General features: G+C 71.0%; 16 protein-coding genes. 2 read left to right on the top strand and 14 right to left on the bottom strand.

The window, feature by feature from the left end:
* Positions 1-17: 17 nt before the first annotated feature.
* Positions 18-6,980, bottom strand: coding sequence for a polymorphic toxin-type HINT domain-containing protein (locus tag KCH48_RS19145; RefSeq protein ID WP_210575636.1), 6,963 nt, complete (start codon positions 6,978-6,980; stop codon positions 18-20).
* 369 nt (positions 6,981-7,349) lie between these two features.
* On the opposite strand from KCH48_RS19145, the gene KCH48_RS19140 reads away from it, so the two are divergent.
* Positions 7,350-8,255: an SCO1860 family LAETG-anchored protein gene (locus tag KCH48_RS19140; protein ID WP_210575634.1), complete on the top strand. Its 906-nt coding sequence runs from the start codon at positions 7,350-7,352 to the stop codon at positions 8,253-8,255.
* 29 nt (positions 8,256-8,284) lie between these two features.
* Here KCH48_RS19140 and cobC read toward each other — a convergent pair whose 3' ends face one another.
* Genes cobC through cobM form a run of 6 tightly spaced genes read right to left on the bottom strand, consistent with a single transcriptional unit; the run spans position 8,285 to position 14,680 of the window.
* The gene (gene cobC / locus KCH48_RS19135) at positions 8,285-9,337 is read right to left on the bottom strand and encodes an Rv2231c family pyridoxal phosphate-dependent protein CobC (protein ID WP_210575632.1); all 1,053 of its coding nucleotides are present in this window, start codon (positions 9,335-9,337) and stop codon (positions 8,285-8,287) included.
* Positions 9,327-10,247, bottom strand: a complete 921-nt coding sequence (locus tag KCH48_RS19130) for a sirohydrochlorin chelatase (protein ID WP_210575630.1) — start codon at positions 10,245-10,247, stop codon at positions 9,327-9,329. The genes cobC and KCH48_RS19130 overlap by 11 nt, the downstream gene beginning before the upstream one ends.
* Entirely contained in the window at positions 10,244-10,834 is a 591-nt protein-coding gene (locus KCH48_RS19125; RefSeq protein WP_210575628.1) for a precorrin-8X methylmutase, read from the bottom strand. The genes KCH48_RS19130 and KCH48_RS19125 overlap by 4 nt, the downstream gene beginning before the upstream one ends.
* On the bottom strand, positions 10,831-12,531 hold the full coding sequence (gene cobJ, locus KCH48_RS19120; protein ID WP_210575626.1) for a precorrin-3B C(17)-methyltransferase: 1,701 nt from the start codon (positions 12,529-12,531) through the stop codon (positions 10,831-10,833). The genes KCH48_RS19125 and cobJ overlap by 4 nt, the downstream gene beginning before the upstream one ends.
* On the bottom strand, positions 12,528-13,865 hold the full coding sequence (gene cbiE, locus KCH48_RS19115; protein WP_210575625.1) for a precorrin-6y C5,15-methyltransferase (decarboxylating) subunit CbiE: 1,338 nt from the start codon (positions 13,863-13,865) through the stop codon (positions 12,528-12,530). Before cbiE ends, cobJ begins: the two co-directional genes overlap by 4 nt.
* The gene (cobM, locus tag KCH48_RS19110) at positions 13,862-14,680 is read right to left on the bottom strand and encodes a precorrin-4 C(11)-methyltransferase (protein WP_210575624.1); all 819 of its coding nucleotides are present in this window, start codon (positions 14,678-14,680) and stop codon (positions 13,862-13,864) included. The genes cbiE and cobM overlap by 4 nt, the downstream gene beginning before the upstream one ends.
* A gap of 117 nt (positions 14,681-14,797) precedes the next feature.
* Between cobM and KCH48_RS19105 the strand changes: the two genes are divergently transcribed.
* Positions 14,798-15,514, top strand: a complete 717-nt coding sequence (locus KCH48_RS19105) for a ZIP family metal transporter (protein ID WP_210575623.1) — start codon at positions 14,798-14,800, stop codon at positions 15,512-15,514.
* A gap of 20 nt (positions 15,515-15,534) precedes the next feature.
* On the opposite strand, the gene cobI is transcribed toward KCH48_RS19105, so the two are convergent.
* From cobI to KCH48_RS19070, 7 genes are all read right to left on the bottom strand, one after another.
* Positions 15,535-16,281, bottom strand: coding sequence for a precorrin-2 C(20)-methyltransferase (gene cobI / locus KCH48_RS19100; protein WP_210575622.1), 747 nt, complete (start codon positions 16,279-16,281; stop codon positions 15,535-15,537).
* Entirely contained in the window at positions 16,266-17,873 is a 1,608-nt protein-coding gene (locus KCH48_RS19095) for a cobyrinate a,c-diamide synthase (protein ID WP_210575621.1), read from the bottom strand. Before KCH48_RS19095 ends, cobI begins: the two co-directional genes overlap by 16 nt.
* A complete protein-coding gene (cobO, locus tag KCH48_RS19090) occupies positions 17,873-18,472 on the bottom strand; it encodes a cob(I)yrinic acid a,c-diamide adenosyltransferase (protein WP_210575620.1) in 600 nt (199 codons plus the stop codon). Before cobO ends, KCH48_RS19095 begins: the two co-directional genes overlap by 1 nt.
* The gene (locus KCH48_RS19085) at positions 18,472-20,490 is read right to left on the bottom strand and encodes a putative cobaltochelatase (RefSeq protein WP_210575619.1); all 2,019 of its coding nucleotides are present in this window, start codon (positions 20,488-20,490) and stop codon (positions 18,472-18,474) included. Before KCH48_RS19085 ends, cobO begins: the two co-directional genes overlap by 1 nt.
* A 169-nt stretch (positions 20,491-20,659) precedes the next feature.
* Positions 20,660-24,313 (bottom strand): cobaltochelatase subunit CobN, encoded by a 3,654-nt coding sequence (cobN, locus tag KCH48_RS19080; protein WP_210575618.1) that lies wholly within the window; start codon positions 24,311-24,313, stop codon positions 20,660-20,662.
* Positions 24,310-25,821 (bottom strand): cobyric acid synthase, encoded by a 1,512-nt coding sequence (locus tag KCH48_RS19075; RefSeq protein ID WP_210575617.1) that lies wholly within the window; start codon positions 25,819-25,821, stop codon positions 24,310-24,312. Before KCH48_RS19075 ends, cobN begins: the two co-directional genes overlap by 4 nt.
* A complete protein-coding gene (locus KCH48_RS19070; RefSeq protein ID WP_210575616.1) occupies positions 25,818-26,759 on the bottom strand; it encodes a cobalamin biosynthesis protein in 942 nt (313 codons plus the stop codon). The genes KCH48_RS19075 and KCH48_RS19070 overlap by 4 nt, the downstream gene beginning before the upstream one ends.
* Positions 26,760-26,772: the final 13 nt, after the last annotated feature.

Raw genomic sequence — 26,772 nt, 5'->3', positions numbered from 1 at the left:
ACCCTTCTTGTATTTCGCTAGCACACGGTCCCTCCAGCGGCCCGGTAACGGGCGTCGTTCATCTGTACCCGACTGTTCTCGAGGACGCTTCCCGGTACCGAGCTCTTTCCGCCGCCGGCCCGCATCCAGCTTTCTTCGAGGACGTCGAGATCCTGGCCCGGATTCGCCCTGCCGAGCACCTCGAAGGTGAACTGCCTGCCAGGGTAGTCCCTTGCGTGCTCTCCCTGGCGTTTCAGATAGCGGCTCCAGCTCTTCGCCTGACCGACGTACTCCTGTCCGGTGGCCAGGTCGGTGCGCAGGTACACAACTCCCGGCGGAGTGGGCGGAGTCGGTGTTGTGTTGTGAACGAGAACCGGGGTGTCGTCCGCCAGCACAAAGTACGTGTGAAGGCCTTCGACGGTCAGGTTGTGAACCGTCGCCCGCGCCGTGTGCGTCTCGACCGCCGTGACCTGGACCCAGCTGCCGCTGCCCGTGCTCAGCCAATGGCCGCGCTGCAGCTCGTCGGCCTCGACCCAGCGACCCAGGTCGGGTAGCCAGAACGGGTGGCCGTCGGTGGCTGTGATCGTGGAGGTCTCGGTTCCGGACCTCCCGTCCGTGTCGACGGTGAGCGTGACCAGATGCTTGCTGCCACTGCCCTCGATAGTGCGCGTGACCGTACGGGACTGCCCGTCGTCGGTCTCCACGTCCGCCGCCCGGACCTTGTCGCCGACCTTGATGTCCTCGATCGGCTTCGTGGTGCCGTCGGCCATCAGCACCTTGGTGCCGGGGACGAAACTGTTGGGGATGCGGCAGGAGGCGCCGGAGGCGGGGGGTGCCTCCGGAGGCTTCGGCGGTGCTGCCGGAGCCGGAGCGGGCGCCGGTTTGGCCGGTGCTGCCGGAGCAGCGGGCGCCGGGTCGGCAGGGGCGGGGTCCTTGGGCGTAGTGGGAGCGTCTGGAGCGGCCGGGGGCGCCCCGTTGTCCGCCGCGCGACCGGCGTCAGCCGCCCGCCCTGCGTCCGACGCGTTCTCCGCAGCGCGTGCCGTGTCGCCCGCCGTGTCGATGGCGTCCAGGGCCTTGTCGCCGTACCTGGCTGCCTTCGCGGCTGTCGCCCCATATCCCGCGAACGGGATCGCCGAGGCACACGACAGGCCCGCGTCGACGTAATTGCCCTCGGCCGCGTACCAGCCGCAGTTGGCAAGGTCCGCGGCTTCGCCGACCACCGGGATGAGACCGACCACGTCCAGCGCCGCATGGCCGATGTCGGACCAGGACAGGCCGAACAGATGGCCGTCGATCTCGATGAAGGAGATCGGGTTGCCGCCCGCGAAGGCATAGCGGTTGCCGGTGAAGGGGTCCGTCGTCAGACCCATGTCCGCCAGTGCGCCGCCGTACATGTCGCGGGTCAGGAAGCGGTTCAGGCCGGGGTCGTACGTCCGGAAGCCCATGTCGTAGGTGCCGGACGTCGTGTCGTAGCGCTTGGCGTTGTAGCGGTACGAGTTGTACGGGTCCTCCGGCTCCTCGCCGCTCTCGTCCGGCTTGTCGGCGCCCGTGAACTGCGCCTGGTCGTTCTTGCCGTACGCGGTGTACCCGTACGTCGTCTTGGTGTTGCCGTCCTTGTCGGTCAGTGCCTCGACGTCACCGTGCGGGTGGTACAGGTACTGCGTCGTCTCCGGGTCCTTGTCCTCCTCGTCCTTGATCTGGGTCAGCTTCTGGCCCCAGGAGGCGTACTGGAAGGACGTGACTTCCTCACCCGTCACCTCCTCCCGGAGGGAGTTGGAGGTGATGCCCAGATACGTGAACAGCGTCGTCTTCGGGTCGTCGCCGTCCACCGACTCCCGCACCGTGCGGTCGAAGGCGTCGTACGTCAGGCGCGTGGTCTTCGCCGCCTCGCCGCTGCCCGCCGTGCTGGACGCCGGGCGGTCGAAGCCGTCGTAGCGGTACTTCTGGATCGTCTCGCCGCCGAAGGAAACGGTGTCGAGGCGGCCCAGCGGGTCGTAGTTGTAGGTGGAGGACGCGCCGTCCGCGGTGGAAGTCAGCAGTCGGTTGCGGTCGTAGCGGTGGGTGGTGGTCGTGTCGTCCACCGTCTGCCGGACCACGTTGCCGGCCGCGTCGTGCTGGTACTCCTCCGTCGCCTCGTCGTCGCCGGTCTTGGCGACCTTGGCGATGCGGTCCTGCGGGTCGTAGGTGTAGGCGTACGTGTTGTCGATCGTGTCGCCGTGGTCGTCGGCGTCCATCAGCTTCAGGACGTCTTCGAGCTTGTGACCGTTGGCGTTGTACTTCAGCGCGTGCTCGGCGACGAGTGTGCCGTCCGACTTCTTCTCGGTGGTCTTCTTCGTCGCGCCGTCGCGGTAGTAGTCGACGGTGAGGACGTTGCCGTTGGGCTTGACCTGCTCGGCCACCTCGCCCCGCGCCGTGTACTTCAGCGAGGTGACCTGCCTGCCCTCGGCGGTCGGTGAGGGCGCGTTGGTGATGCGTTCGACCCGGTCCAGGACGTCGTAGTCCAGTTTGCTCCAGGTCAGGTCGTGCGTCGTGGTGAGGGTGTTGCCGTTGGCGTCGTAGGTCAGCGCCGTTGTGTTGCGCACGGCGTCACCGTCGTGTTCCACGACCTTGCCGAGCTGGTTGAGCTCGTCGTACTCCAAGGTGTAGCGGTCGGTCTCGACGCCCGGGCTGCGGTCGATGATCTCGATCTGGTTGCCGTTTGCGTCGTACCGGTAGGAGAAGTCCTTCTCCTCGTTGTCGGTGTCGCCGGAGTTGTCGCGGACCAGGCGGACCGCATCAGCGACGACTGTGCCGGTGGCCTTGTCGGTCAGGGTGACCGCCTGGCCGGTCGACTCCGCGAAGGCGAACTTGCCCAACGAGCGCCACTCGCCCGGGAGTTCGGTCTGGTCGAGGGTCTTGGTCTCGGTGCCGTCCTTGTGCTTGATCTCGTAGGTGGCGTCCTTGGCCGCTCCCTCGACCTTCGGGTAGTGGACGTAGACCGTGTAGTCACCGGCCTGGGGAATCGTCAGCTGCCAGGCAAAGCGAGCCTCGCCCGAACCGGCAGGGTGGGTCTGGGCGTTGTAGCCGTATGCGCCGGCGGCGGCCGACTCGTCCCAGGTGCCTTGCGTCGCCGTGTTGTTGACGTCGCTGTTGTCGACGAGCGCGACCTGGAGTCCGACCGGAACCCCGTTGTCCGAGCGGGACTTGACGGCGCCACTCGGGTAGAAGGAGGAGGTGAGAGTGCGCGAGACCGAACCGCCCGCGCTGGTCAGGGTGTTCTGGGTCTGCTGGCCCAGTTCGTTGTAGTCGTAGGTGTTCTTGATGTCGAAGGCGTCCGTCGAGGTGCGGATCCAGCCCGTGTCGAAGTAGGTGTAGTCCGTCTCGTTGCGGACGCTCTGACCCTCCGACGGTGGTGCGCTGACCTTGGTGACCCGGCTCAGCGCGTCGTACTCGTACGTCGTCCTGTCCGGTTTGTTGTACCGGCCGTCGTCCGGGTCGTACGGGGTCAGGGTCTCCTTGACCCTGTTCAGCTCGTCGTAGACGGTCTCGGAGGCGAAGTCCTCAGCGTCGTCGCCGGTCTCCACACCGCGCGGGGTGACGACGCGGGTCTGGTTGCCGACCTCGTCGTACTCGTAGCGGGTGGTGCGGACGACGTCGTCGTCATGCGGAACCCGCTCCTCGACCAGGGCGGCACGGGCGTCCAGCACCATCTCGGTCCGGTTGCCGTCCGCGTCGGTGGTGGCGGTGGTCAGGCCGTCCCAGTCGTAGGTGCTCGTCGTGGACTTGCCGACCGCGTCGACGGTCTCCAGCAGCCGGTGGTCGAGGTCGTAACGGAACTTGGAGGTGTAGTCGTCGGGGTCCTCGGTCTGGTTCTTGCGGGCGTCGACGACCTTCACCAGGTCGCCGACGTCGTTGTAGACGGCGCTGACGCGGTTGCCCGCCGCGTTGACCGCCTCGACGGGCTGGTAGATCTCGTCGTACTTGGTGACCGAGGTGAAGTCGCCGGGTTCCTCCGTCAGATTGCCCTTCGGCTCGGTCGACGTGAGCTGGTTGCCGACCTTGTCGTAGGTGAACGTCGACACCCGCGGTGCCGAGCCCTCCTCGTCGCCGGGCTGGGTCGACTTCACGAGCTGGTCCGCCGCGTCGAACTCACTGGTGGACTCGGCACCGTTCGGGCCGGTGAACACCAAGGTGTTGTCGTTGCGGTCGTACTCCGGCGCGGGCGTGACGAGGAAGTCGCCCGCCTGCTGGTCCTTGGGCCTGCGATTCTCCAGCGGCCGCCCGAACACGTCGTACGTCTGCGTCGTGGTCGCCCCGTTGGCCTCTTCCAGCTCGGTGACGTTGCCGCGTACGTCGTACGTCGTCAGCGTGCGGTTGCCGAGCGCGTCGACGATCACGCGGGGGAAGCCGGACGGGTCGTAGTCCTCGAACCGTGAGGTGTGCTCGTTGGCGTCCGTGGCGGAGGTCAGTCGGCCGCGGGTGTCGTAGGTGTTGGTGGAGGTGTAGTCGTCGGCCGGCTCGCTCTCGACGCCCTTGGGGTCGGTGACGGAGGTCAGGTTGCCCGCGGTGTCATAGCCGAAGCGCCAGGTGCGGCCCTCCGGGGAGACGCGCTGCACCAGGTCGGCGATGTAGCCGTCCTCGCCGGTGGCGTACGAGAAGGTTGCGGCGGGCCGGTCGTTCTTGACGCTCTCCGCGTCCCGGGACTCCAGCGGATATCCGGTTTTGGGGTCGAATTTCCAGGTGCGGGCCGCCCCGTTGTTCTCCTCTAGGCGGGTGACGTTGTTGTCGGAATCCCAACCGAGCTTCGTGATCTGCTTCTTGGCATCCGTGAGCTTGACCGGCCGCCCGTAGGAGTCCAGGAGCTCAGTGGCCGGATTGCCCTCGGCATCGGTGACGACGGTCTGAATGGCCTTGCCGTCATGCCCGTCCGCATCCGCATACCGGTATCCCGTGACCCCGCCCAGCCGGTCCGTGACCGACTTGGTGTAGCCGAGGAAGTGCAGCTGGTCCTTGTCGTCGTGCGGTCCGACGTAGTCCAGCTTGGTGGTGTTGCCGCGTGGGTCGGTCACCTTGGCGAGCTTCAGACCGGGGTGGTCCAGCTCCTTGCCGTAGTCGAACTTGAAGACCTTGCGCAGCTCGGCGGCAGCGTTGGCGCCGTCCGTGAGGCGGGCCAGCAGGCCCTTCTTGCCGGTGTACGTGAAGTCGACCCGGCGTCCGGAGATGTCGGTGGCTGACTGGACGTTGCCGATGATGAACGGGTTCAGCAGGTGGTCGCCGGTGCGGAGTTCGCCGTCCTCGTCGATGTAGGAGTACTCCTCGCCCGTCTCCCAGTAGTCGAGGGTGAGCGTGCGCTGGCCCTCGGCGTCGGTGATGTGCTTCAGGCGCTTGTGGCCGAGCAGCTGCTCCTCGTAGGTGAACTCCATCCGGTTGCCGTTCTTGTCGACCAGGGCGCTCGGATAGCCCTTGCAGTCGAAGAGGAACCGGGTGCGGTCCGGGCGCAGGAACTCCCAGGCCTCACGCTCGTGCGGCTTCAGCAGGCAGTGCTTCTCCAGCTGCTTGACGCGGAAGTGGACGCCGGACGGGGAGTCCCACTCGCCCTTCTTGTTCATGCTGAAGACATGGCTGGTGCCGTCGCCGTCGGTCAGCGTGATCTCTTTCGGCAGCAGCGACGACGGGTGGAAGGCCAGCGGCGTGCCCAGCCGGACCGGCGAGGACGCCTGCAGGGACCAGCCCGGGCCGGCCGGAGTCGACGACGCGTCCTGCGAGTTGTAGGCGAGGCGCAGGAAGGTCGAGAAGCCGAGCGAGGGGTTGCTGAACGCGTTGTACGACCAGACGGCGTTGCCCGCGTACAGGTTGCTCATCAGCGCGGATCCGGCGCCGGTGTTCTTGCCCGCGTAGGAGTAGAAGTCCTCCAGGCCCAGCTGGTCGGAGGTCGGATACTCGGCCGTCACCTGGTGCTTCGACGCCGGCACGCCGTCCGACTCCGACAGCCACTTGTGTGTGGCCTTGTCGTACAGGTCCCACTCCAGGCCGAAGGTCAGCCGCTTGTCGAGCGGGTCGACGAGGACGGGCGACTTCAGCTCGGCGTCGAAGGTGACGGACTCACCGGGCGGCACGTCCTTCGGCAGATGGGTGGCATCCCGGTTGAGGATTCCGGTGACGTCCTTGCCGTCGAGCGTCCAGCGGTACGACAGGACGCGCTCGTCCTTCTTCCACACCGTGCCGGTGGTGTTGGTGAGCGTCGCCTCGACGGTGTAGGTCTCGCCGGGGACGACCCGGGCGGGCGTGAAGGGGAGGTGGTAGGTCTCCGACTCGGGCGCGGCGAGCAGCTTCGTGCCCTGCGCGACCTTGCCGATCCCGGGCAGTTCGACCGTGCGCGCCGGGCTGGTCAGGAGCTTGCCCTGCTCGGTGCGGACGGCGATCAGGTAGTGATACGTCCGGCCCTTGCCGGGTGAGCCGGTGGCCGAGCGGTCGGTGAAGGTGCGGGTGCCGCGCTCGACGGGGGCGACGAGGGTCTCGGCGGTGGGCTTGAACGACTTGGCCGTGGAGCGGTGGACCTCGTACTCCAGCAGGTCGTCGCCCTCGTACGGCGTCCAGGCCAGGTCGGCGCCGGTGGCGTGGACGGTGCGGGGTGGGGTGAGGCGTACGCCCTCGGCGGTGCCGGTCACCCGCCAGCGGGCGGCGGCGGTGGCGGCGCCGCGGGTGCGGTCGAGGGTGAGCTTGCGGGGGTCCACGGACTTGTCGTCGTTCCAGTCCGCGTCGTTCTTCTCGTCGTCCCCGAACATCTTGTCCCAGAGGCCCCGGTCCTTCTTGGCCTCGGCGGCGCGTTCGCTGTTGGGGCGCCAGCCTTCTCGGGGGTCGCTGGTGTCGGGGGAGGCCGCGGGTCTCGCCTCGGCCTGGCGGGCGGGTGTCGCGGGAGCGACGGTGAGGACCATCGCGGAGGCGACGGCGCCGATCACCGCGGCACGGAGTCGGGCGCGGCGTGACCGGCCGCGCGAGGGTCTGAGTAACGAGGCTGCCATGTGAGTGCTCCTTGTCCCCGTGGGCACAGTCATCGCACAGGAATCTCCGGGCACCGACGTCTTACCAAGCCCCACCCAAGAGATGTCAATGGCATGCCAAAGAGAAGGGTGAGTTCCGGACTTGACGGAGCGTGACGGATCGGTGGGGCGACTCGTTGAGCATTTTCACTCGCGCTTCCAGGGGGCGAGCACGCCCCGTGGCCAAATGACGGTGATCGGGTGAAGTCGTGGAACAGCCGTGCCGAGTGATTCGAAAGCGTTCACGGAAAACGCACGTTGGGGTGAAGTGGCACCGGAATGCCGTCGGTTCACTCTCCGTGCGTAATCCTTGCCGGGTCCCAAGCCTGTCTCTTCTGGGGGTCCCCCACCTTGAACGGCACCAACTTCCGTATGCCCGCACGGCGTTTCGCCACCGTCGCGACGGCCACCGCCCTGGCCGCCGGTCCCGCCGCCCTGGCCGGCGCGGGGCCCGCCCACGCGACCGACGACGGCCGCGCGAACGCCGTCGTCCTGCGCACCGGGCTCGATGTGTCCCTGCTCAACAAGACCGTGAACGTCCCCCTCACGGTCTCCCTCAACGAGGTGCGGGCGCCGCAGAGCGCCGAAAAGGCCGCGCTCACCGCCAAGTTGAACGGCGTCGAGGGCGGACAGCCGATCCAGGTGCTGCAAGCCGACGCGGCGGCGGCGAAGGCGACCGTCGCCGACGACACGGCGCAGGCCTCCACCAACCTTGCCCACGCGAAGGTCCATGTCCCGGGCCTGCCGCTGCTGTCGCTCATCGAGCTCGAGGGCGTGACGTCGAAGGCCACCTGCAAGGCCGGCGAGACGCCGAGCGCCTCCTCCAACCTGCTGGGCGCCGTCACCGTACTGGGCAAGAAGGTCACGGTGTCCACCGGCGGCACGACGGAGGTGAAGGTGCCCGGCGTCGGCGAGGTCCGGCTGGATCTGTCGAAGACGGAGACGACGTCCCGTACGGCGGCCGCCACCGCCCTCCAACTCACCGTCTCCGTCAACCCGTTGAAGCTCAACGTGGCCGAAGTGACCGGCACGCTCACACTCGCCGAGGCGACCTGCGAGGCACCAGCGGCACCCGCCGCGTCCACCGCCCCGAGCGAGGGCCCGGCAGCCGACGTGAAGCCCCAAGGAGCCCCGGCCGAGGACGGGTTGGCCGAGACCGGCGGCAACTCGGCGACCCCGTACCTCGCGGCCGGAGCCATCGCCCTGGTCGTGGCGGGCGGCGGAGCGGTGGTGCTGTCACGCCGTCGCCGGAGCTGACCGGCAAGCGGTTTTCATGATGCGGGTGCTCAGGGACCGGCCAGCGCCTGGCGCAGGGCGTGGAGGAAGGAGTCGACCGTCGCCCGGTCCCGCACCGCCAGCCGCAGCCACTCCTCGTCCAGGCCCGGGAAGGTGTCTCCGCGGCGCACCGCGAACCCCAGCGCGCGCAGCCGTCGCCGCACGTCGGCCGCGTGCGCCAGGCGTATGAGGACGAAGGGCCCCTCGGCGGGGGCAACGACCCGCAGCCCGCCGAACTCCGCGAGCCCGGCGACGAGATGGGCCCGGTCGGCGGCGATGCGGTGGGCCGCGTGGGCCGCCTCCGCGAGCGCCTGGGGCTCCACGCAGGCCTGTGCCGCCGCCAGCGCGGGCGTGGACACCGGCCAGAGCGGCTGGGCCCGTTCCAGGTCGGCGATGGTCTCCGGGGCGGCGAGCACGTAGCCGATGCGTAGGCCGGCCAGACCCCACGTCTTGGTCAGACTGCGCAGGACGACCAGGCCCGGCACGTCCGTCCGCCCGGCCAGCGCCTCCCGCTCACCCGGCACGGCGTCCATGAACGCCTCGTCGACCACCAACGTCCGTCCGGGGCGGGCGAGTTCGGCGATCGTGCCGGCCGGATGCAGCACCGAGGTGGGGTTGGTCGGATTGCCGATCACCACCAGGTCGGCCTCCTCGGGTACGGCGGCCGGGTCCAGCCGGAAGTCGTCCTCCGCCCGGAGCAGCACCCGGTCGACGGTGTGACCGGCGTCCCGCAGCGCGGCCTCCGGCTCCGTGAACTGCGGGTGCACGACGACCGGTTGGCGCACCTTCAGCGCCCGCGCCAGCAGCACGAACGCTTCGGCGGCCCCAGCGGTCAGCAGCACCCGTTCCGGCGCGACCCCATGCCGTGCCGCCACCGCCGCCCGCGCGGCACGCCCGTCCGGGTAGGCAGCGAGGGACGTCAGTGATTCGGCGATCCGGGCGCGCAGCCAGGCCGGGGGAGTGTCGGCGCGGACGTTGACGGCCAGGTCCACGAGGGCCGAGCCGTCGTCGCGCACCTCGGCGTCACCGTGGTGCCGCAGGTCGTGGCCGCCGTCAGTGTGCATGGGCGTGTCCGCCGTGATGGTGGTGACCGTGATGGTGGTGGCCGTCGTCGTCCGGGTGGAAGTGCGGCTGCTGCGGCAGACCCACCTTGTCCTCGAAGCCGGGCAGGGCGATGCGGTAGACGCAGGAGTCGCAGTTCATGCGCAGATCGCCCTTGACGGCCTCCTCGTACCGCTCCATCACCAGATCGAGCAGCTCCGGCTCCGGGCCGATGACCTCGGCCGACCGCACCTCGATCTCGGGGTGCGCGGCGGCCCAGCCCTCGGTCTGCTGCTTGACCCGGTCCGGCAGGATGCCGGTGAACAGGAAGTAGGGCAGGACGACGATCCGCCGCGCGCCCAGCTTCACGCACCGCTCGAGCCCGCTCGGCACGTCGGGCGCGGCCAGCGACACGAATGCCGTCTCCACGCCCGCGTATCCGCGTCCCTCCCACAGCAGCCGGGCCGCCTTGTGCACCTCGGCGTTGGCGTCGGGATCCGTGGACCCCCGCCCGACCAGCAGCACGGTGACGTCCGCCCGGTCCTGGGGGCGGCGCCCGCCCAGAGCCTCGTCCAGCCGCCGCTCCAGCACGTTCAGCAGCGCCGGGTGCGGGCCCAGGGGACGGCCGTAGGTGTACGAGATCCCGGGGTGCCGTTCCTTCTCGCGGGCCAGCGCCGCCGGGATGTCCCCCTTGGCGTGCCCGGCGGACACCAGCATCAGCGGAACGGCGGCGAACCGCCGCACCCCCCGCTCCACCAGCTCGGTCACCGCGTCGCCGAGCGGCGGCGGGGACAGCTCGATGAAGCCGCCCGCGACCGGCAGTTCGGGGTGGCGGAGCCCCAACTCCCGTACGAAGTCGCGGAACGCCTCGGCTCCGGCGTCGTCCCGGGTGCCGTGGCCGGCGATGAGCAGGGCGGGCGGCGCGGTGGTCACTGTTTCTCCTCGGATGGCGAAGTGGGGTGGTACAGCAGGGCGTTGAGCGCGGCGGCGGCGACCGCCGAACCGCCCTTCTCGGACACGTTGCTGACAGCGGGCAGCCCGCTCTCGCGCAACGCGGCCTTGGACTCGGTCGCGCCGACGAAGCCGACGGGCAGACCGATGACGAGCGCGGGGGAGGCGTCCAGCGTCAGCAACTCCTCCAGCGCGGTGGGTGCGTTGCCGATGACCCAGAGGGCGCCAGGGCCGACCTGCTCGTAGGCGAGCCGGATCGCGTGGGCCGAACGGGTCAGCCCCGGCCCAGCCTCGGCGTCCCTCAGCCGGCAGACGGTCTCACGCCGGGTGATCCCGGCGCCCACCATCTCGACGTCGACGACCACGGGCGCCCCGGCGTGCAGCGCCGCGTGCGCCTTCTCCAGCTCGCCCTCGTCCATGACGAGATCGGTCGCGTAGTCGAGATCGGCGGCGGAGTGGATGACCCGCTCCACGACCGCCCGGGTCAGCGGCGGGAAGTGCGAGGTGTCCAGGCGGGCGCGCAGCCGCCGGTAGGACTCCTCCTCGATCGGGTGGACCACACGGTTCACTCGGCACCCTCCTGCGCTTCCTGCCAGCGGTAGCCGCGCGGCGTCACCATGCGTCCCGCGATCTCGCGGGTCGCCGTGTTGCCCACGGTCACGACGGTCATCATGTCGACCGTCGCCGGATCCAGGGTGGCGAGGGTCGTCAGCCGGCCGGACTCGTCCGGCCGTGAGGCGTTGCGCACGACACCGACCGGGGTCGTCCCCGACCGGTGCTCGGCGAGGATGGCGAGCGCCTTCGGCAACTGCCAGTGGCGGCCCCGGGAACGCGGGTTGTAGAAGGTGACCACGATGTCCGCCTCGGCCGCCGCCCGCACCCGCCGCTCGATGACCTCCCAGGGCGTGTGCAGGTCGGACAGGCTGATCGACACATGGTCGTGGCCGAGCGGTGCCCCGAGGATCGCGGCGGCGGCGAGCGCCGCGGTCACGCCGGGTACGCCGACGACGTCGATGTCGTCGGAGGCCTCCGCGAGCGCGGGGGAGGCCATCGCGTAGACGCCCGCGTCCCCGCTGCCGATCAGCGCGACAGCCTGCCCGCGCCGGGCTTCGGCGACCGCGGTCCGCGCCCGCTCCTCCTCCGCGCCGAGCCCCGACTCCAGCACCCGGGTGCCGGGCCGCAGCAGATCGCGGATCTGGTCGACGTACTGGTCCAGGCCGACGAGCACGGCGGCGCGCCGGAGTTCGGCCTTCGCCCGCGGGGTGAGCAGATCCCGGGCGCCGGGTCCGAGCCCGACCACCGCGAGACGCCCGCGCGCGGGGCGTCGTACGACGGCACAGGTCGCCATCGCGGGCTGCCCGTCGGCGCGCTCCGACTTCCGCTTCGGTACGAGGAGTTCACCGCCGCGCACCAGGGCGGCGGCCTCGGCGACGGAACGGGTGCCCACGGCGGCGAGGGGCGCGTCGGAGGGGTTGGGAACCTCTACGGCGGCCAGCTCCTCGGCGGAGTGGGTGACGAGGGGGACGCCGAGCCGTGCGGCGGCTTCGACGATGCCGGGCTCGTCGGCCTTGGCGTCGACCGTGGCGAGCTCGGCGAGGGACTTGGCGGAGAGACCGGCGTCGCTGAGCGCGCTCTCGACCAGCCCGAGCACCTCGTCGACGGGAGCGCCCTTCGAGGCACCGACGCCGACGACGAGGGACGGCGGACGGAGCACGACCTCGCGCTCGGCGGACTCGACGAGCCGATCCGTCAGCCGGATCGCATACGACCCCTCGGCGCCGACCCGGAGCGGCGGCAGCGGCCAGGCCACCTCCGCCTTCAGCGCCACCGGTTCGCCGTCGAGCAGGGCCCGCGAGACCCCGGCGACATCGCCCTCCACCGGCAACCCGAGCGTGTCCAGACCGGGCACCCCCACGGCATCGGTGGCCGTGGTCACCACGGGCTCGGCACCCAGCAACTCCCCGACGTCCCGGGCAAGTTCATTGGCCCCGCCCCCATGCCCGCCGACCAGCGACACGGCGAACCGCCCGCTCTCGTCGACGCTCACCACACCCGGGTCGGCGGCCTTGTCACCCAACAGCGGGGCGATCAGCCGTACGACCGCGCCCGTCGCCAGAAAACACACGAGCTGCTCGCACTCCGCGAACGCCCGCCGTACGGCGTCCCCCACGGGTCCGTCGTACACGCGCGTGCGGTCCGGCCACGCCGCGGCCAGCCGGTCCCGCGCCGCCGCCCCCGCCGCGGTGGCGGAAATGAGGCCGATCACTGGGCAACTCCCTCACGATCCAGGGGCTTTCTGACACCCCACAACAGGAAAACCGGATTGGTCGCCGCGAGCCGGGTCACGTCCCCCGGCAGCGGCGCCAGCCGGGACGACTGCAGCAGAACGCCGTCGCAGGAGAACCCGGCCGCGGTGAGCGCCTCGCGCACCGCCGGGACCCGGTCAAGCGCGGCCATCGCGACGACCACCGTCCGCCGCGCCCGCCGCGCACACGCGGTGACGATGTCCGGCAGATCGCCCCCGCCCCCGCCGACGAACACCGCGTCGGGATCGTCGAGTCCGGCCAGCACGCCCGGCGCGCTCCCGTGGAGAACCTGTACGTCCACCCCGTGCCCGGCGGCGTTCGCGCGGATCCGCTCGACGCCGTCCCCGGTCTTCTCGACGGCGACGACGGCGGCCCCGAGCCGCGCGCACTCGACGGCCACGGAACCGGAGCCCGCGCCGACGTCCCAGACCAGATCGCCGAGGCGCGGCCCGAGCCGGGCCAGCGCCAGTGCCCGTACCTCGAACTTGGTGATCATCGAGTCGCGGTGCGCGAACTCGCCCTCGTCCAGCGCCCATCGGTCGGGCCCGACCCCGGGCCCGGCGACCGTCCGTGGACCGGCTGCCGGCCGCGGGTCCGTCGTGGCTGGTCGAGCGGTTCGGCAGCGCCCCGAAGGGGCGCGGGGAACTGCGCGACCAGCCCCCACCGGCCCGCGGGTGCACGCCGGGAACCGCGTCTCGTCCAGGCACAGCACCACACTCACCGCCGTCCCCCAGTCACGCGCGGCGGCCTCGCGCGGCGTCACCCGCTCCACGCGCTCCCGCTCGGGGTCGCCCAGCGCGGACGCGACGACGAGGACGCGGTCACTGTGCAGCAGGGCGGCACCCAACTCGGCCGGACCGGCGCCGGGCCCGGTCAGCACCGCGACCTTCGGATGCGCCCGGCAGACATTCACCGCCGTCCGTAGCTCCCGGCCGTGCGCGCTGACCACCACCGCGTCGTCCCACGTCAGCCCGGCCCGCGCGAAGGCGGCGGCCACGGAGGACACGCCCGGCCGGATGTCGAGCAGCCCGGCACCGAAGCGCTCGGCCAGCACCCGCACGATCCCGAAGAACCCGGGGTCGCCGGAGGCCAGCACGACGACCGGCGCCTGCTTGGCGACGTACGCCTCGATCCGGTCCAGCGCGGGCGCCGGCGGACCGAGCACGACCTGCTCGGCGCCCGACGGCAGCCGTACGGCGTCGAGATGCCGTCGCCCGCCGACCACCAGCTCCGCGGCGCCGAGGACGTCCTCGGGAGGCGGCGCCCCAGTCCCCGTACCGACGACCGTGATCATGTACTCGCCCCTCGCTCGCGCAGCGCCTTGCGGGCCTCAGGGTCGGCCTTGCGGTAGCCGTGGAAATGGCCGGGGTGGTACAGGTGCGAGCGGGTGCCCCGCGCGGCGAGGGCGGGGCCGACGAGGAAGAGGGTGTGCTTCCAGAGCTTGTGCTCCTTGACCGTCTCCTCCAGGGTCGCGATCGTGCAGCGCACGACCAGTTCCTCGGGCCAGGTCGCCTGGTAGGCGATGACGACCGGGGTCGACGTCGGATAGCCGCCCTCCAGCAACTCCCGTACGAGCTGTCCACTCCGGGCGGCCGACAGGAAGATCGCCATGGTCGTGCCGTGCTTGGCGAACTCGCGCACCTCTTCCCCGGGCGGCATCGGCGTCTTGCCGCCGCCGAGCCGGGTCAGCACGACGGACTGCGCCACCTCGGGGATCGTCAGCTCCCGCTGGGCGAGCGCGGCGACGGCGGAGAAGGCGGAGACGCCGGGCACGACCTCGGTGGCGATGCCGAGCGCGGCACACCGGTCGAGCTGCTCCTGCGTACCGCCCCAGAGAGCGGGGTCCCCGGAGTGAATACGGGCCACCCGCAGACCATCGGTCCGGGCCCGCTCGTAGACGGCGACCACGTCCTCCAGCGACATCGTCGCCGAGTCCAGGATCTCCGCGTCCTCGCGCGCATGCTCAAGGACCTCCGCCTGGACCAGGCTCGCCGCCCAGATCACGACGTCGGCCTCGGCGATGGCGCGCGCGGCCCGGAACGTCAGCAGATCGGCGGCGCCGGGGCCGGCACCGACGAAGGTCACCTTGCCGGCGGTGGCATCGGCCATGGGAAATCGGTCCTCTCGTACAAGCTGCAAAGCGGTCTTACGAAGTCGGGCGAAAAGTCAGTGCATACGGGGGTGCCGGACATGCGCGCACGCAGGGTGATCGGATAGCAAAGCCCTATGGCGGTCTTCGTCGCGCTCGGCGCGTTCCTGATGACGCTGGCCGGCGGCTGGACGGCACAGCGTGTGACCGACCGCCGTCATCTGGTCCTGGGCCTGGCCGGCGGCCTGATGCTGGGCGTGGTCGGCCTGGACCTGCTGCCGGAGGCGCTGGACGCGGCGGACGCGGACGTCTTCGGCGTACCGGCGGCCCTGGTGCTCTTCGTCGCGGGGTTCCTCCTCGCCCACCTGGTGCAACGGCTGCTGGCAGCGCGCGCGGCGCATGAGCCGAACGGCCGGACGCCCGAGGTGGGCCTGTCGGCGGGGGCCGCGATGGTCGGGCACAGCGCGATGGACGGCATCGCGATCGGCGCCGCGTTCCAGGTCGGCGGGGACATGGGCGTGACGGTCGCGCTCGCCGTGATCGCGCACGACTTCGCGGACGGCTTCAACACGTACACGATCACCCGCCTGTACGGGAACGCCCGCCGCCGGGCGCTCGCCATGCTGCTCGCGGACGCGGCGGCCCCCGTCGCCGGCGCGGCCTCGACGCTCCTGTTCACCATCCCGGAGGAACTGCTCGGCTACTACCTCGGCTTGTTCGGCGGCGCACTGCTCTACCTCGCCGCCTCCGAGATCCTCCCCGAGGCCCACCACCTGCGCTCCGCCCGCTCGACCCTGCTCTGCACGGTCGCCGGAGCGGCGTTCATCTGGCTGGTGGTAGGCATCTCCGGCTGAGCGGGACAGACCGCGGCCGTTCACAGCTTCCCGCCCCGCCCGCCGTCGCGCCGCGCGGGCGCGATCAGCGTCGACAGATAGGGGAGGGGCTCACCGTCGAGCTCGGCGGCGGGCCGCACGGACTCCTCCGGCAGCCCGAGCGCCGACCCCCATACGGCGTCGTCCAGCCGCCCGGTCTCCCGCAGCGCCTCCGCGACCTCCCCGGCCTGCCGCCCGAACTTGTACGCGACGACGGTCCCCGGCCCGGCGAGCGCGTCCTTGAGCACGGCGGCCCCCGCGGTCACCGGCACGAGCGTGAGCGGCTCGGTCCCCTCGGTGAGCACGGCCCCAGACCGCGAGGCGAGATCCTGCATGGCGGTGATCCCAGGCACGGTCTCGACTACCGTCCCCGGCACCAACTCGCCGATGGTCTGCGCGAGATAGGTGAACGTGGAATAGACGTTGGGATCCCCGATGGTGGCAAAGGCAACGGCCCCGTGCGTCGTCAGGAGCCGGGCAACCCGCTCCCCGGCAGCATCCCAGGCGGCCTCTCGCCGCCCCCGATCGCTCCGCTCGTTCAGCGCGAACACGACCCGCACGACTTTCTCCTCGGGCACGTAATGCAGAACGGTGGCCTCGGCCCGCCCCCGCTCCCCGGTATCCATGACCGGCACGACGACGACATCGGCGGCACGCAGAGCATTGACGCCCTTGACGGTCACCAGCTCCGGATCGCCGGGACCCACCCCGACTCCGATCAACCTGCTGCTGCTCATGACGTCCGGCACCTCTCCACGAACCGACGGGCCACACCGGGCTCGGACGCCCAGTGCGTGTGCAGATAACTCGCGTGCACACCCTGTTGTACGAAACCTTCGACCCGCCGCTCCGGAGCAAGCACACCCCAAGCGGGAGCGCCCCCCGCCCCCGGCTCGACGACCGTCCGATGAAACTCATGCCCCCGCATCCGCACGCCCGCGCCCGCGATCACACTGTCACTCACGGCAACAGCATCCCGATACCCCAGCGTGAGCCGCCCGCTCATCCGGGCCGCCGCATCAAGCACCCCGCACATAGGCAGCCCATCCAACTCCCGGCACAGATAGAGCAGCCCAGCACACTCGGCGGCGACAGGAGCCCCGGCCTCCGCGAGGGCGGCGACGGCTTTGCGCAGGGGTTCGTTGGCGGACAGCTCAGCGGCATACACCTCAGGAAACCCACCCCCGATGACCAACCCGCAGGTGTTGTCAGGGAGTTGTTCATCGCGAAGGGGATCAAAGACGACGACTTCCGCACCAGCGGCCGCAAGCAGTTCGGTCTGCTCAGCGTAGGAGAACGTGAACGCGGCCCCACCGGCCACGGCGACGCGCTTCAGCCCGTGCGGCGTTTGAGGCCGGGTGGCGCCATCCCGATCCCCCACCCACCCGCAGGGGGCTGACCCCTGAAGGCCGTCCGTGTAATCCAGCCCCTCCGGCGTTTGAGGAGCGGGGTCCAGGGGCGGAGCCCCGGTGGGGGTCTGGGGGCGAAGCCCCGGCGGGGTGCAGGGGCGGAGCCCCGCGGGGGTCCGGGGGGCGGAGCCCCCTGGCGGGGTCGAAGGGGCGGAGCCCCTGGAGGATGGGACGGGTAGGGGCGGCGGGGGCGAAGAAGTCAGTACCTCAGCCGCATCCCAAGCCGCACAAGACAACGCACCCGCGCTCCGCGCAAGCTCCAGCAGCCCTTCGAGATCGCACCCTCGCGCAACCTGCTCTGCCATCGCCGCAACAGCCTCCACCGCCTCCCCCCGCCGCTCCGCAACCGGAACCAGCCCCAGATGCCGCGACGGCGTATCCACCTGCGGCGCCCGCCTCAACACCCCCAGAACCGGCACCCCCACCGACTCCAACGCCTCCCGCAACAACTCCTCATGCCGATCCGAAGCCACCTTGTTCAGGATCACGCCCCCGACCCGAACCTCCGGATCCCACGACACGAACCCATGCACCAACGCCGCAACAGACCGAGACTGAGACGACGCATCGACAACCAGCACCACCGGCGCCCGCAGCAACTTCGCCACATGAGCAGTCGACGCCAGCTCACCCTCCCCCGCGGCCCCGTCATACAGCCCCATCACCCCCTCGACGACGGCGATGTCACACCCCCGCGCCCCATGCGCGAACAACGGCCCGATCAACTCCGGCCCGCACAGATACGCGTCGAGATTCCGCCCCACCCGCCCGGTAGCCAGCGCGTGATACCCGGGATCGATGTAGTCCGGCCCCACCTTGTGCGGAGACACGACAAGCCCCCGCGCGGCGAACGCGGCCATCAACCCCGTGGCAACGGTGGTCTTACCGCTGCCGGACGACGGCGCGGCGACGACCACCCGAGGAACAGACATCACCACTCGATGCCTCGCTGTCCCTTCTGCCCGACGTCCATCGGATGCTTCACCTTGGACATGTCGGTGACGAGATCGGCGAGGTCGACCAGCTTCTCGGGCGCGTTCCGTCCGGTGATCACGACATGCTGGGTACCGGGCCGGTCCCGCAGCACGGAGATCACCTCATCGGTGTCGACCCAACCCCAGTGCATCGGATAGGCGAACTCGTCCAGCACGTACAGCTTGTACGTCTCGGCCGCCAGATCCCGCTTGACCTGCTTCCAGCCCTCCCGGGCCTTCTCCTCGTTGTCCATCTGCTGATCACGCTGCACCCATGACCAGCCCTCACCCATCTTGTGCCAGTCGACGGACCCGCCCTCACCACTGGCACCGAGCACCCGCAGCGCGTTCTCCTCGCCGACCTTCCACTTGGCGGACTTGACGAACTGGAACACCCCGATGGGCCACCCCTGATTCCAGGCCCTGAGCGCCAGCCCGAAAGCGGCGGTCGACTTGCCCTTCCCGACCCCCGTGTGCACCACCACCAAAGGCCGGTTACGCCGCTGACGAGTCGTCAGCCCATCGTCCGGCACGACACTCGGCTGTCCCTGAGGCATTACGCGGCCCTCCTCTGTACGTCCTTCACCAGCCCGGCGATGGAGTCCGCCCGCAGCTCGTCCAGCGTCACGGCCGTACCCCCCAGCTCACCGGCAAGCTGCCCGGCGAGCCCCAGCCGCACGGGCCCCGCCTCACAGTCGACCACCACCGAAGCGATCCCCTCGGCCGCGAACAACCGAGCCGCACGCCCGGCCATCACCACCGGCTCCGGCCCACCGGTCGCCCGCCCATCAGTCACCACGACAACCAGCGCCCGCCGAGCGGGATCCCGCAGCCGCTCCACCCGCAGCACGTCATGCGCCTTCAACAACCCGGCAGCCAGCGGCGTCCGCCCACCGGTCGGCAGCGACTCCAGCCGAGCGGCAGCGGCGTCCACGGACGAGGTCGGCGGCAGAGCCACATCGGCACTCGCTCCCCGGAACGTCACCAACCCCACCTTGTCCCGCCGCTGATACGCGTCGAGCAGCAGCGACACCACAGCGCCCTTCACGGCACTCATCCGCTGCCGCGCCGCCATCGACCCGGACGCGTCGACGACGAACAGCACGAGATTCCCCTCGCGCCCTTCCCGCGTCGCCTGCCGGAGATCGTCCCGCCGCACGACGAGCCCACGCCCGACCCGACCGCGCGCCCGCTGATGCGGCGCCGCCGCCTGCACGGTCGCCGCCAGATGCAGCTTGGTCAGCGCGCCCCGTGGCCGCCGCGCCCCCGTCGTCCGACCGTGCTCGGTCCGCGCCCGCGAACGCCGCCCGGCGGCACCCTGCCCGATACCGGGGACGCTCAGCACCTTCGTACGAAACGGTTCCGAGGCCCGTACGGCGGACTGCTCCCCGGCACCGGAGGCCTGCGGCTCGCCATCGTCACCGGCCTCGGGCCGAGCGCCCGTGTCACCACCCTGCGGACCCTCGTCCGGAGCCGGCTCCCCGCCGCCCCCGCCCGGACCCGGCCCACCGTCATCAGGATCAGGATCAGGATCGGGATCGTGGTCGCCGCCGCCGTCCGCGTCGCCGGAGAACTCCTCCAGCGTCTCGTCGAGCTTGTTCTCGTCAAGTCCCGGCGCGTCAAAGGGATTCCGTCGCCGCCGGTGCGGCAGCGCGAGCAGCGCGGCCTGCCGTACGTCCTCCGCCAGCACCTCGGTCCGCCCGGCCCACGCCGCGAGCGCGGTGGCCGTCCGCGCCATCACGATGTCGGCCCGCATGCCGTCCACCTCGAACGCGGCACAGGTCGCCGCGATCTGCCGCAGCGCGCCGTCGCCGAGCCGCACCGACGGCAGCAACTCCCGTGCGGCGACGATACGTTGACGTACCGCCGCCTCCTCGTCCGCCCAACGGGCCGCGAAACCGGCCGGATCGTCGTCGTAGGCGAGCCGTCGCCGTACGACCTCCACCCGCTGCTCCGGCTCCCGCGACGCCGCGACCTCCACGGTCAGCCCGAACCGGTCGAGCAACTGCGGCCGCAGCTCGCCCTCTTCGGGGTTCATGGTCCCGACGAGCAGAAAACGCGCGGCGTGCCGGACCGACACCCCCTCCCGCTCGACATACGACGCACCCATCGCGGCCGCGTCCAGGAGCAGGTCGACCAGGTGGTCGTGAAGAAGGTTGACCTCGTCGACGTAGAGGATCCCGCGGTGCGCGTCGGCGAGCAGACCGGGCTCGAAGGCCTTGACGCCTTCCGCCAGCGCCCGCTCGATGTCGAGCGCGCCGACGAGCCGGTCCTCGGAGGCACCGACGGGCAACTCGACCATGCGGGCGGGACGCGTGGTCCCGCTGCCGATCTCGTGCGGTCCGTCGGGACAGCCTGGGTCGGGCGCACCCGGGTCGCAGGAGAAACGGCACCCGGCGACCACGTCCACCGCAGGCAGCAGCACCGAAAGCGCCCGCACCGCCGTCGACTTGGCCGTGCCCTTCTCACCGCGCACCAGCACACCGCCCACCGCCGGCGACACGGCGTTCAGCAGCAGCGCGAGCCGCAGATCGTCCTGGCCGACCACGGCCGTGAACGGGAACGGGGTACTCACGCCGCGATCACTCCTTCGAGTGGCTGATGAAATGGCAAGGCGCCGCAGATTGTGGAGGGTGCCAGGCTGTTGCCGTGTTCCCCGCTGACGCGGGGGTGGTCCGAAGTCGAACCCGTGGGCACGGCGCGGGATGACTTGCTCCCCGCCACCGCGGGGGTTCCCAGGGAGATCACGCTTCTCCCTCCAGATCGCCCTCGAGCTCGAGGTAGGTCGCCCGGAGCCGGTCCAGGGTCTCTTGGTCCGGCTCCGCCCAGAGGCCCCGGTCCGCTGCTTCCAGCAGGCGCTCGGTAATGCCCCTGAGCGCCCAGGGATTGGACTTCCGCATGAAGTCCTGGTTCTCCGCGTCGAAGACGTACTCCGCGCTGAGCTTCTCGTACATCCAGTCGTCGACGACCCCGGCCGTCGCGTCGTACCCGAAGAGGTAGTCGACGGTCGCCGCCATCTCGAAGGCGCCCTTGTAGCCGTGCCGGCGCATCGCCGCCATCCAGCGCGGGTTGACCACGCGGGCGCGGAAGACGCGGTGGGTCTCCTCGCCGAGGGTGCGGGTCTTGACCTGGTCGGGGGTGGCGGAGTCGCCGACGTACGCCTCCGGGCTGGTGCCCGTCAGATGGCGCACCATGGCGACCATGCCGCCGTGGTACTGGAAGTAGTCGTCGGCGTCGACGAGATCGTGCTCGCGCGTGTCGACGTTCTTCGCGGCGACCGCGATCCGCCTGAACGCCGTCTCCATGTCCCCGCGCGCCGCCCGCCCGTCGAGCCCGCGTCCGTAGGCGTAGCCGCCCCAGACTGCGTACACCTCGGCGAGGTCCGCGTCCGACCGCCAGTTGCGGGCGTCGATGAGTGGGAGCAGCCCGGCGCCGTACGCGCCCGGCTTCGAGCCGAAGATACGGGCCGTCGCGCGCCGCCGGTCGCCGTGCTCGGCGGTGTCCGCGTCGGCATGGGCGCGTACGTAGTTCTGGTCGGTGGGCTCTTCCAACTCGGCTACCGCGCGCACCGCGTCGTCGATCAGCCCCACCACGTGCGGGAACGCGTCCCGGAAGAAGCCGGAGATACGGACCGTGACGTCGATGCGGGGCCGGCCCAGCTCCGCCAGGGGCACGATCTCGAAGCCGGTCACGCGTCGCGAGGCGTCGTCCCACACCGGTCGGCAGCCGAGCAGCGCGAGGATCTCGGCGATGTCGTCGCCCTGGGTGCGCATGGCGGACGTACCCCACACCGTCAGGCCGACGGACTTCGGGTAGTCGCCGGTGTCCTGGAGGTACCGCTGCACCAGTGAGTCCGCGAGGGACTGGCCGACCTCCCAACTCAGCCTGGACGGGATGGCCTTGGGGTCGACGGAGTAGAAGTTGCGGCCGGTCGGCAGGACGTTGACGAGCCCGCGCGTGGGGGAGCCGGAGGGGCCCGCCGGGACGTATCCACCGTCGAGGGCCTTGAGGATGTGCCCGATCTCGTCGGTGGTGCGCGCGAGCCGCGGCACGACCTCGGAACAGGCGAACTCCAACACGGCCACGGCGTCCGGGAGTTCGGTGCCGAGGACGTCGGCGACCAGGGGACGGGCCGCCGGGACCGCCCAGTCGCGCTCCTCCATCCCCTCCGCCATCCGCCGGCACAGCTGCTCCAGCAGGTCGATCGCGTCGGCGGCGGAACGGGCGGGGCCTTCGGCGAGGTCCGACAGCTCGACCGGAACCTTCAGCGGAGCCCCCGGCTCGGCCAGCAACTCCTTCTCGCTGAGCCCGAAGTGGGCCGCGAGGGAAGCCCTGAGTCCCGGCAGGGCGTTCGCCTGGCCACCCCACACCTGGGAGGCGCGCAGCACGGCGAGCACGAGGTTCACGCGCGGCTCGCCGACCGGGCCACCGCCCAGGATGTGCAGCCCGTCGCGGATCTGCACGTCCTTGATCTCGCACAGATAGCCGTCGATGTGCATGACGAACTCGTCGAACGCGGCGTCGTCCGGCTGGTCGTCCACATGCAGGTCGTGATGCAGCTCGGCCGCCTTGACCAGCGTCCAGATCTGCGCGCGGACCGCCGGGGCTTTCGTCGGGTCCAGGTCGGAGACCAGCGCGTACTCGTCGAGCAGCTGCTCCAGCTTGGCCAGGTCGCCGTAGGTGTCGGCACGGGCCATCGGCGGTACGAGGTGGTCGACGACGGTGGCGTGGCCGCGGCGCTTGGCCTGGGTGCCCTCGCCCGGGTCGTTGACGATGAACGGGTAGATCAGCGGGAGTTCACCGAGCACGGCGTCCGGCGCGCAGCCTCCACTGAGCCCGAGCCCCTTGCCGGGCAGCCACTCCATCGTGCCGTGCTTGCCCATGTGCACGATCGCGTCCGCGCCGAAGCTGTTCTCCAGCCACCGGTACGCCGCCATGTAGTGGTGGGACGGCGGCATGTCCGGGTCGTGATAGATCGCGATCGGGTTCTCGCCGAAGCCGCGCGGCGGCTGGATCATCACGACGACGTTCCCGAACTGAAGCGAGGCGAGCACGATGTCGTCCCCGTCGACATACAGCGAGCCCGGCGGCTCACCCCACGCCTCCAGCATGGCGTCCCTGAGCTCCGGGTCCAGCTTGTCGAACCACGCCTGGTAGTCGGCGAGCGGGACGCGCGCGGGCGCGGAGGCCAGCTGGTCCTCGGTCAGCCACTCGACGTCGTGACCGCCGGCCTCGATGAGCCGGTGGATCAACTCGTCGCCGTTGTCGGGGTATTCGGTGAGGCTGTATCCGGCGTCGTTGAGCGCGTCCAGCACCTGAATTGCCGACGCGGGCGTGTCGAGGCCGACCGCGTTGCCCACGCGCGAGTGCTTCGTCGGGTACGCGGTGAAGACGAGCGCGAGCTTCTTCTCCGCGTTCGCCTTGTGCTTCAACTTCGCATGCCGTACAGCGATCCCGGCGACCCGCGAGGCCCGCTCGGGGTCGGCGGCGTACACGGGGACGTCGTCCGGGCCCTGCTCCTTGAAGGAGAAGGGGACCGTGATGAGCCGCCCGTCGAACTCCGGGATCGCGACCTGCATCGCCGCGTCCATGGGGGAGAGGGCGGCGTCCGACTCGTTCCAGGCGGCCCGCGAGGAGGTCAGGCAAAGCCCTTGCAGCACAGGGATGTCGAGGTCGGCGAGTGCCCCGATGTCCCAGGCCTCCTCGTCACCGCCGGCCGAGGCCTGTGAGGCGTGCGTGCCGCCGGCGGCGAGGACGGTGGCGATCAGGGCATCGGCCTGCGCGAGGATCTCGTACAGCCCGGCGTCGGCTCCGCGCAGCGAACCGCAGTACACGGGAAGGGCGTTGGCGCCGCGCGCCTCGATCGCGTCGCAGAGGGTGTCGACGAAGGCGGTGTTGCCGCTGAGCTCATGGGCCCGGTAGAAGAGCACGCCGACGGTGGGCCGGCCGGCGACAAGAGAACGCTCGTCATGGACGCCGTACTCCGGCATCTTCTGCGGCTCGACGAATCCCTCACCCGTCAGCAGCACGGTGTCGGAGAGGAACCGCGCCAGCTCGGTCAGGTTGGCGGGCCCGCCCTCGACGAGATACCGCAGCGCCTCGGCCACCACACCCGCGGGCACGGAGGACTCGGCCATCAACTCCGCGTCGGGCACGGCCTCTCCACCGAGCAGCACGGTGGGAATGCCGGACGCCTTGAGCGCGGCGAGCCCGTCCTCCCAGGCCCGTTTGCCCCCCAGCAGTCGTACGACGGCGATGTCCGCGCCCTCGACGAGGCCGGGGAGTTCGTGGTCGACGTCCACGCGGGTCGGGTTGCCGATCCGGTAGTCGGCACCGGAAGCGGCCCGGGCCGCCAACAGATCCGTGTCGGCGGTCGACAACAACAACACTGTGCTCATGCGGGCGCTCCCGGTGGAATGAAAGGCAGTCCTTGCGGCGCGCCCGACTCGATGAGCCGCCAGAGCGCGTCCGTGTCCGCGTGCTGTTCGATCAGATCGCCGAGCCGGTCGAGCTGCTCCTCGCGCAGCGCGGCGAACGAGGTGTCAGGGGCCGGCACGAAACGGCGGCCCGCGGCGGCGGCGACCTCGCGCAGGAAGGCCCGCCGGAAACCGTCCGACTCCAGCGAGCCGTGCCAGTGCGTACCCCAGGTCTGGCCGACCCGGCAGCCGTCCAAGAAGGGGTCGCCGCCTACGACTTCGGCGACCCCGTGATGGATCTCGTACCCCTCGACGGGCTCGCCGAGGGCTTCCCCGGTCGGCCGGGTGAGGGTCTTCTCCCGCGCGAACCGCACCCGGACAGGCAGCACCCCGAGGCCCCCGACCTGCCCGCGTCGGCTCTCGACCTCGTCCTCGATGTGCTCGCCGAGGACCTGGAACCCGCCGCAGACACCGAGGATGGGCCGCTGCTCGGCTGCCCTCCGTACGAGGGCGTCCGCGAGGCCCCGCTCCCGCAGCCACTCCAGGGCGCGGACGGTCCCCCGAGTACCCGGGATCACCACCAGATCCGCGTCCGCCAGCTCCTCCGGCCGGTCCACGAACCGCACCACGACGCCGGGTTCGGCGGCGAGCGCGTCGACGTCGGTGAAGTTGGACATGAGCGGGACGGCGCAGACGGCGACGCGCAGCACGTCCTCGCCGACGGGTGAGGAGACGGCGGACTCCCTCACCGTCCCCCGCAGGGAGACCCGCAGCCCGTCCTCCTCGTCGATGCCGAGCCCGTGCCGGAAGGGCAGGACGCCGTACGTCCGCCGCCCCGTGAGGTCGTGCAGCATGTCGAGGCCGGGCTCCAACAGGCTGACGTCCCCCCGGAACTTGTTGACGAGGAACCCGGCGACGAGCTCCTGATCCTCGCGCGAGAGCAGCGCGACGGTCCCGAAGAAGGAGGCGAAGACGCCCCCACGGTCGATGTCACCCACCACAAGCACCGGTAGTCCGGCATTGCGGGCGATGCCCATGTTGACGATGTCGGTCCGCCGCAGATTGATCTCGGCCGGAGAGCCGGCCCCCTCACAGATCACCGCGTCATACGTGCCCCGCAACTCGGCAAGACAGTCGAGCACGGTCCCGAGCAGCCGCTCCTGCCGCCCCCCGTGATACCTGCGCGCACTCAGCTCCCCCACGGGCTTCCCCATGAGCACGACCTGACTGCTCTGCTCGCCACCGGGCTTGAGCAGCACGGGATTCATGAGCGCGGTCGGCTCGACGCGACAGGCCTGCGCCTGCATGGCCTGCGCCCGCCCGATCTCCGCGCCCTCCCGGGTCACGAACGAATTGAGGGACATGTTCTGCGCCTTGAACGGCGCCACCTTGACCCCCTGCCGCACCAGCCACCGGCAGATCCCGGCCGTGACGACGCTTTTGCCGGCGTCGGAGGTGGTGCCGGCGACGAGGAGTCCACCGCCTGTCATGAGGTACGCCCCTTCACGATGCGGCGCGCGGCGACACAGACGCCGAGCGCGAGCCAGCCGACGCGCCGGGACAGCCGTACGGCCGCTTCGATGTCCTGTGTACCGACGGTCCGCCCGGCCTCGTTCAGCACGGGCCGGTGCTCGACCCGTCCGCCGTACGACAGGGTCCCGCCCAGCCGCACGCCCAGTGCCCCCGCGAACGAGGCCTCCACGGGCCCGGCGTTGGGGCTCGGGTGCTTGGCGGCATCGGTGCGCCAGGCTCGTACGGCCGCACGGGGGTCACCGCCGGCGACGGCGGCGAGTACGGCGGTCAGCCGCGATCCCGGCCATCCCGCCAGGTCGTCGAGCCGGGCCGAAGCCCAGCCGTACCGCCGGTACTTGGGCGACTTGTGCCCCACCATGGCGTCGAGCGTGTTCACGGCCCGGAACCCGACGAGCCCGGGAACGCCCCCCGCGGCGCCCCACACCAGCGCCCCCACGACGGCATCGGAGGTGTTCTCGGCGACGGACTCCACCACGGCCCGGGCGATCCCGTCCGCATCGAGCGCCTGCGGATCCCGCCCGCACAGACGCGGCAGCCGCGCCCGCGCCCCCTCGACGTCCCCCGCCTCCAGCGCACGCCCGATGCCCCGGGCCTCCCGGGCAAGCGAAGTCCCCCCGACGACCGCCCAGGTGGCGGCGCCGGTCAGAGCGACGGAGGCGGCAGGAGACGTACGTACGACACGAGCGGCGAGCGCCCCGACGGCCACGGCGCCACCGGCGCACACGGCGGTGTGCAGCGCGCCCCACCCGCGATGGTCGCGCCACAACACCTTTTCCACGGCCCCGGCGACCCGCCCGAACGCGGCGACCGGATGCCCCCGGCGCGGATCGCCGAGCAGCAGGTCGCCGAGGAGTCCGGCGGCGGCGCCGTACGCGAATTCGCGATCGGCACGCATGGAGCTCAGCCGA

This window comes from Streptomyces sp. GESEQ-4, from assembly GCF_017948455.1.
GTDB lineage: Bacteria > Actinomycetota > Actinomycetes > Streptomycetales > Streptomycetaceae > Streptomyces.
Note: the sequence above shows the minus strand (reverse complement) of the source record. Positions and strands in the feature narration are given on the sequence as shown.

Coding starts and splice junctions, on each gene's coding strand:
- KCH48_RS19145 (WP_210575636.1), bottom strand. CDS start 6,980: ATGGCAGCCTCGTTACTCAGACCCTCGCGCGGCCGGTCACGCCGCGCC.
- cobC (WP_210575632.1), bottom strand. CDS start 9,337: ATGCACACTGACGGCGGCCACGACCTGCGGCACCACGGTGACGCCGAG.
- cbiE (WP_210575625.1), bottom strand. CDS start 13,865: ATGATCACGGTCGTCGGTACGGGGACTGGGGCGCCGCCTCCCGAGGAC.
- cobM (WP_210575624.1), bottom strand. CDS start 14,680: ATGGCCGATGCCACCGCCGGCAAGGTGACCTTCGTCGGTGCCGGCCCC.
- KCH48_RS19105 (WP_210575623.1), top strand. CDS start 14,798: ATGGCGGTCTTCGTCGCGCTCGGCGCGTTCCTGATGACGCTGGCCGGC.
- KCH48_RS19095 (WP_210575621.1), bottom strand. CDS start 17,873: ATGTCTGTTCCTCGGGTGGTCGTCGCCGCGCCGTCGTCCGGCAGCGGT.
- cobO (WP_210575620.1), bottom strand. CDS start 18,472: ATGCCTCAGGGACAGCCGAGTGTCGTGCCGGACGATGGGCTGACGACT.
- cobN (WP_210575618.1), bottom strand. CDS start 24,313: ATGAGCACAGTGTTGTTGTTGTCGACCGCCGACACGGATCTGTTGGCG.
- KCH48_RS19075 (WP_210575617.1), bottom strand. CDS start 25,821: ATGACAGGCGGTGGACTCCTCGTCGCCGGCACCACCTCCGACGCCGGC.
- KCH48_RS19070 (WP_210575616.1), bottom strand. CDS start 26,759: ATGCGTGCCGATCGCGAATTCGCGTACGGCGCCGCCGCCGGACTCCTC.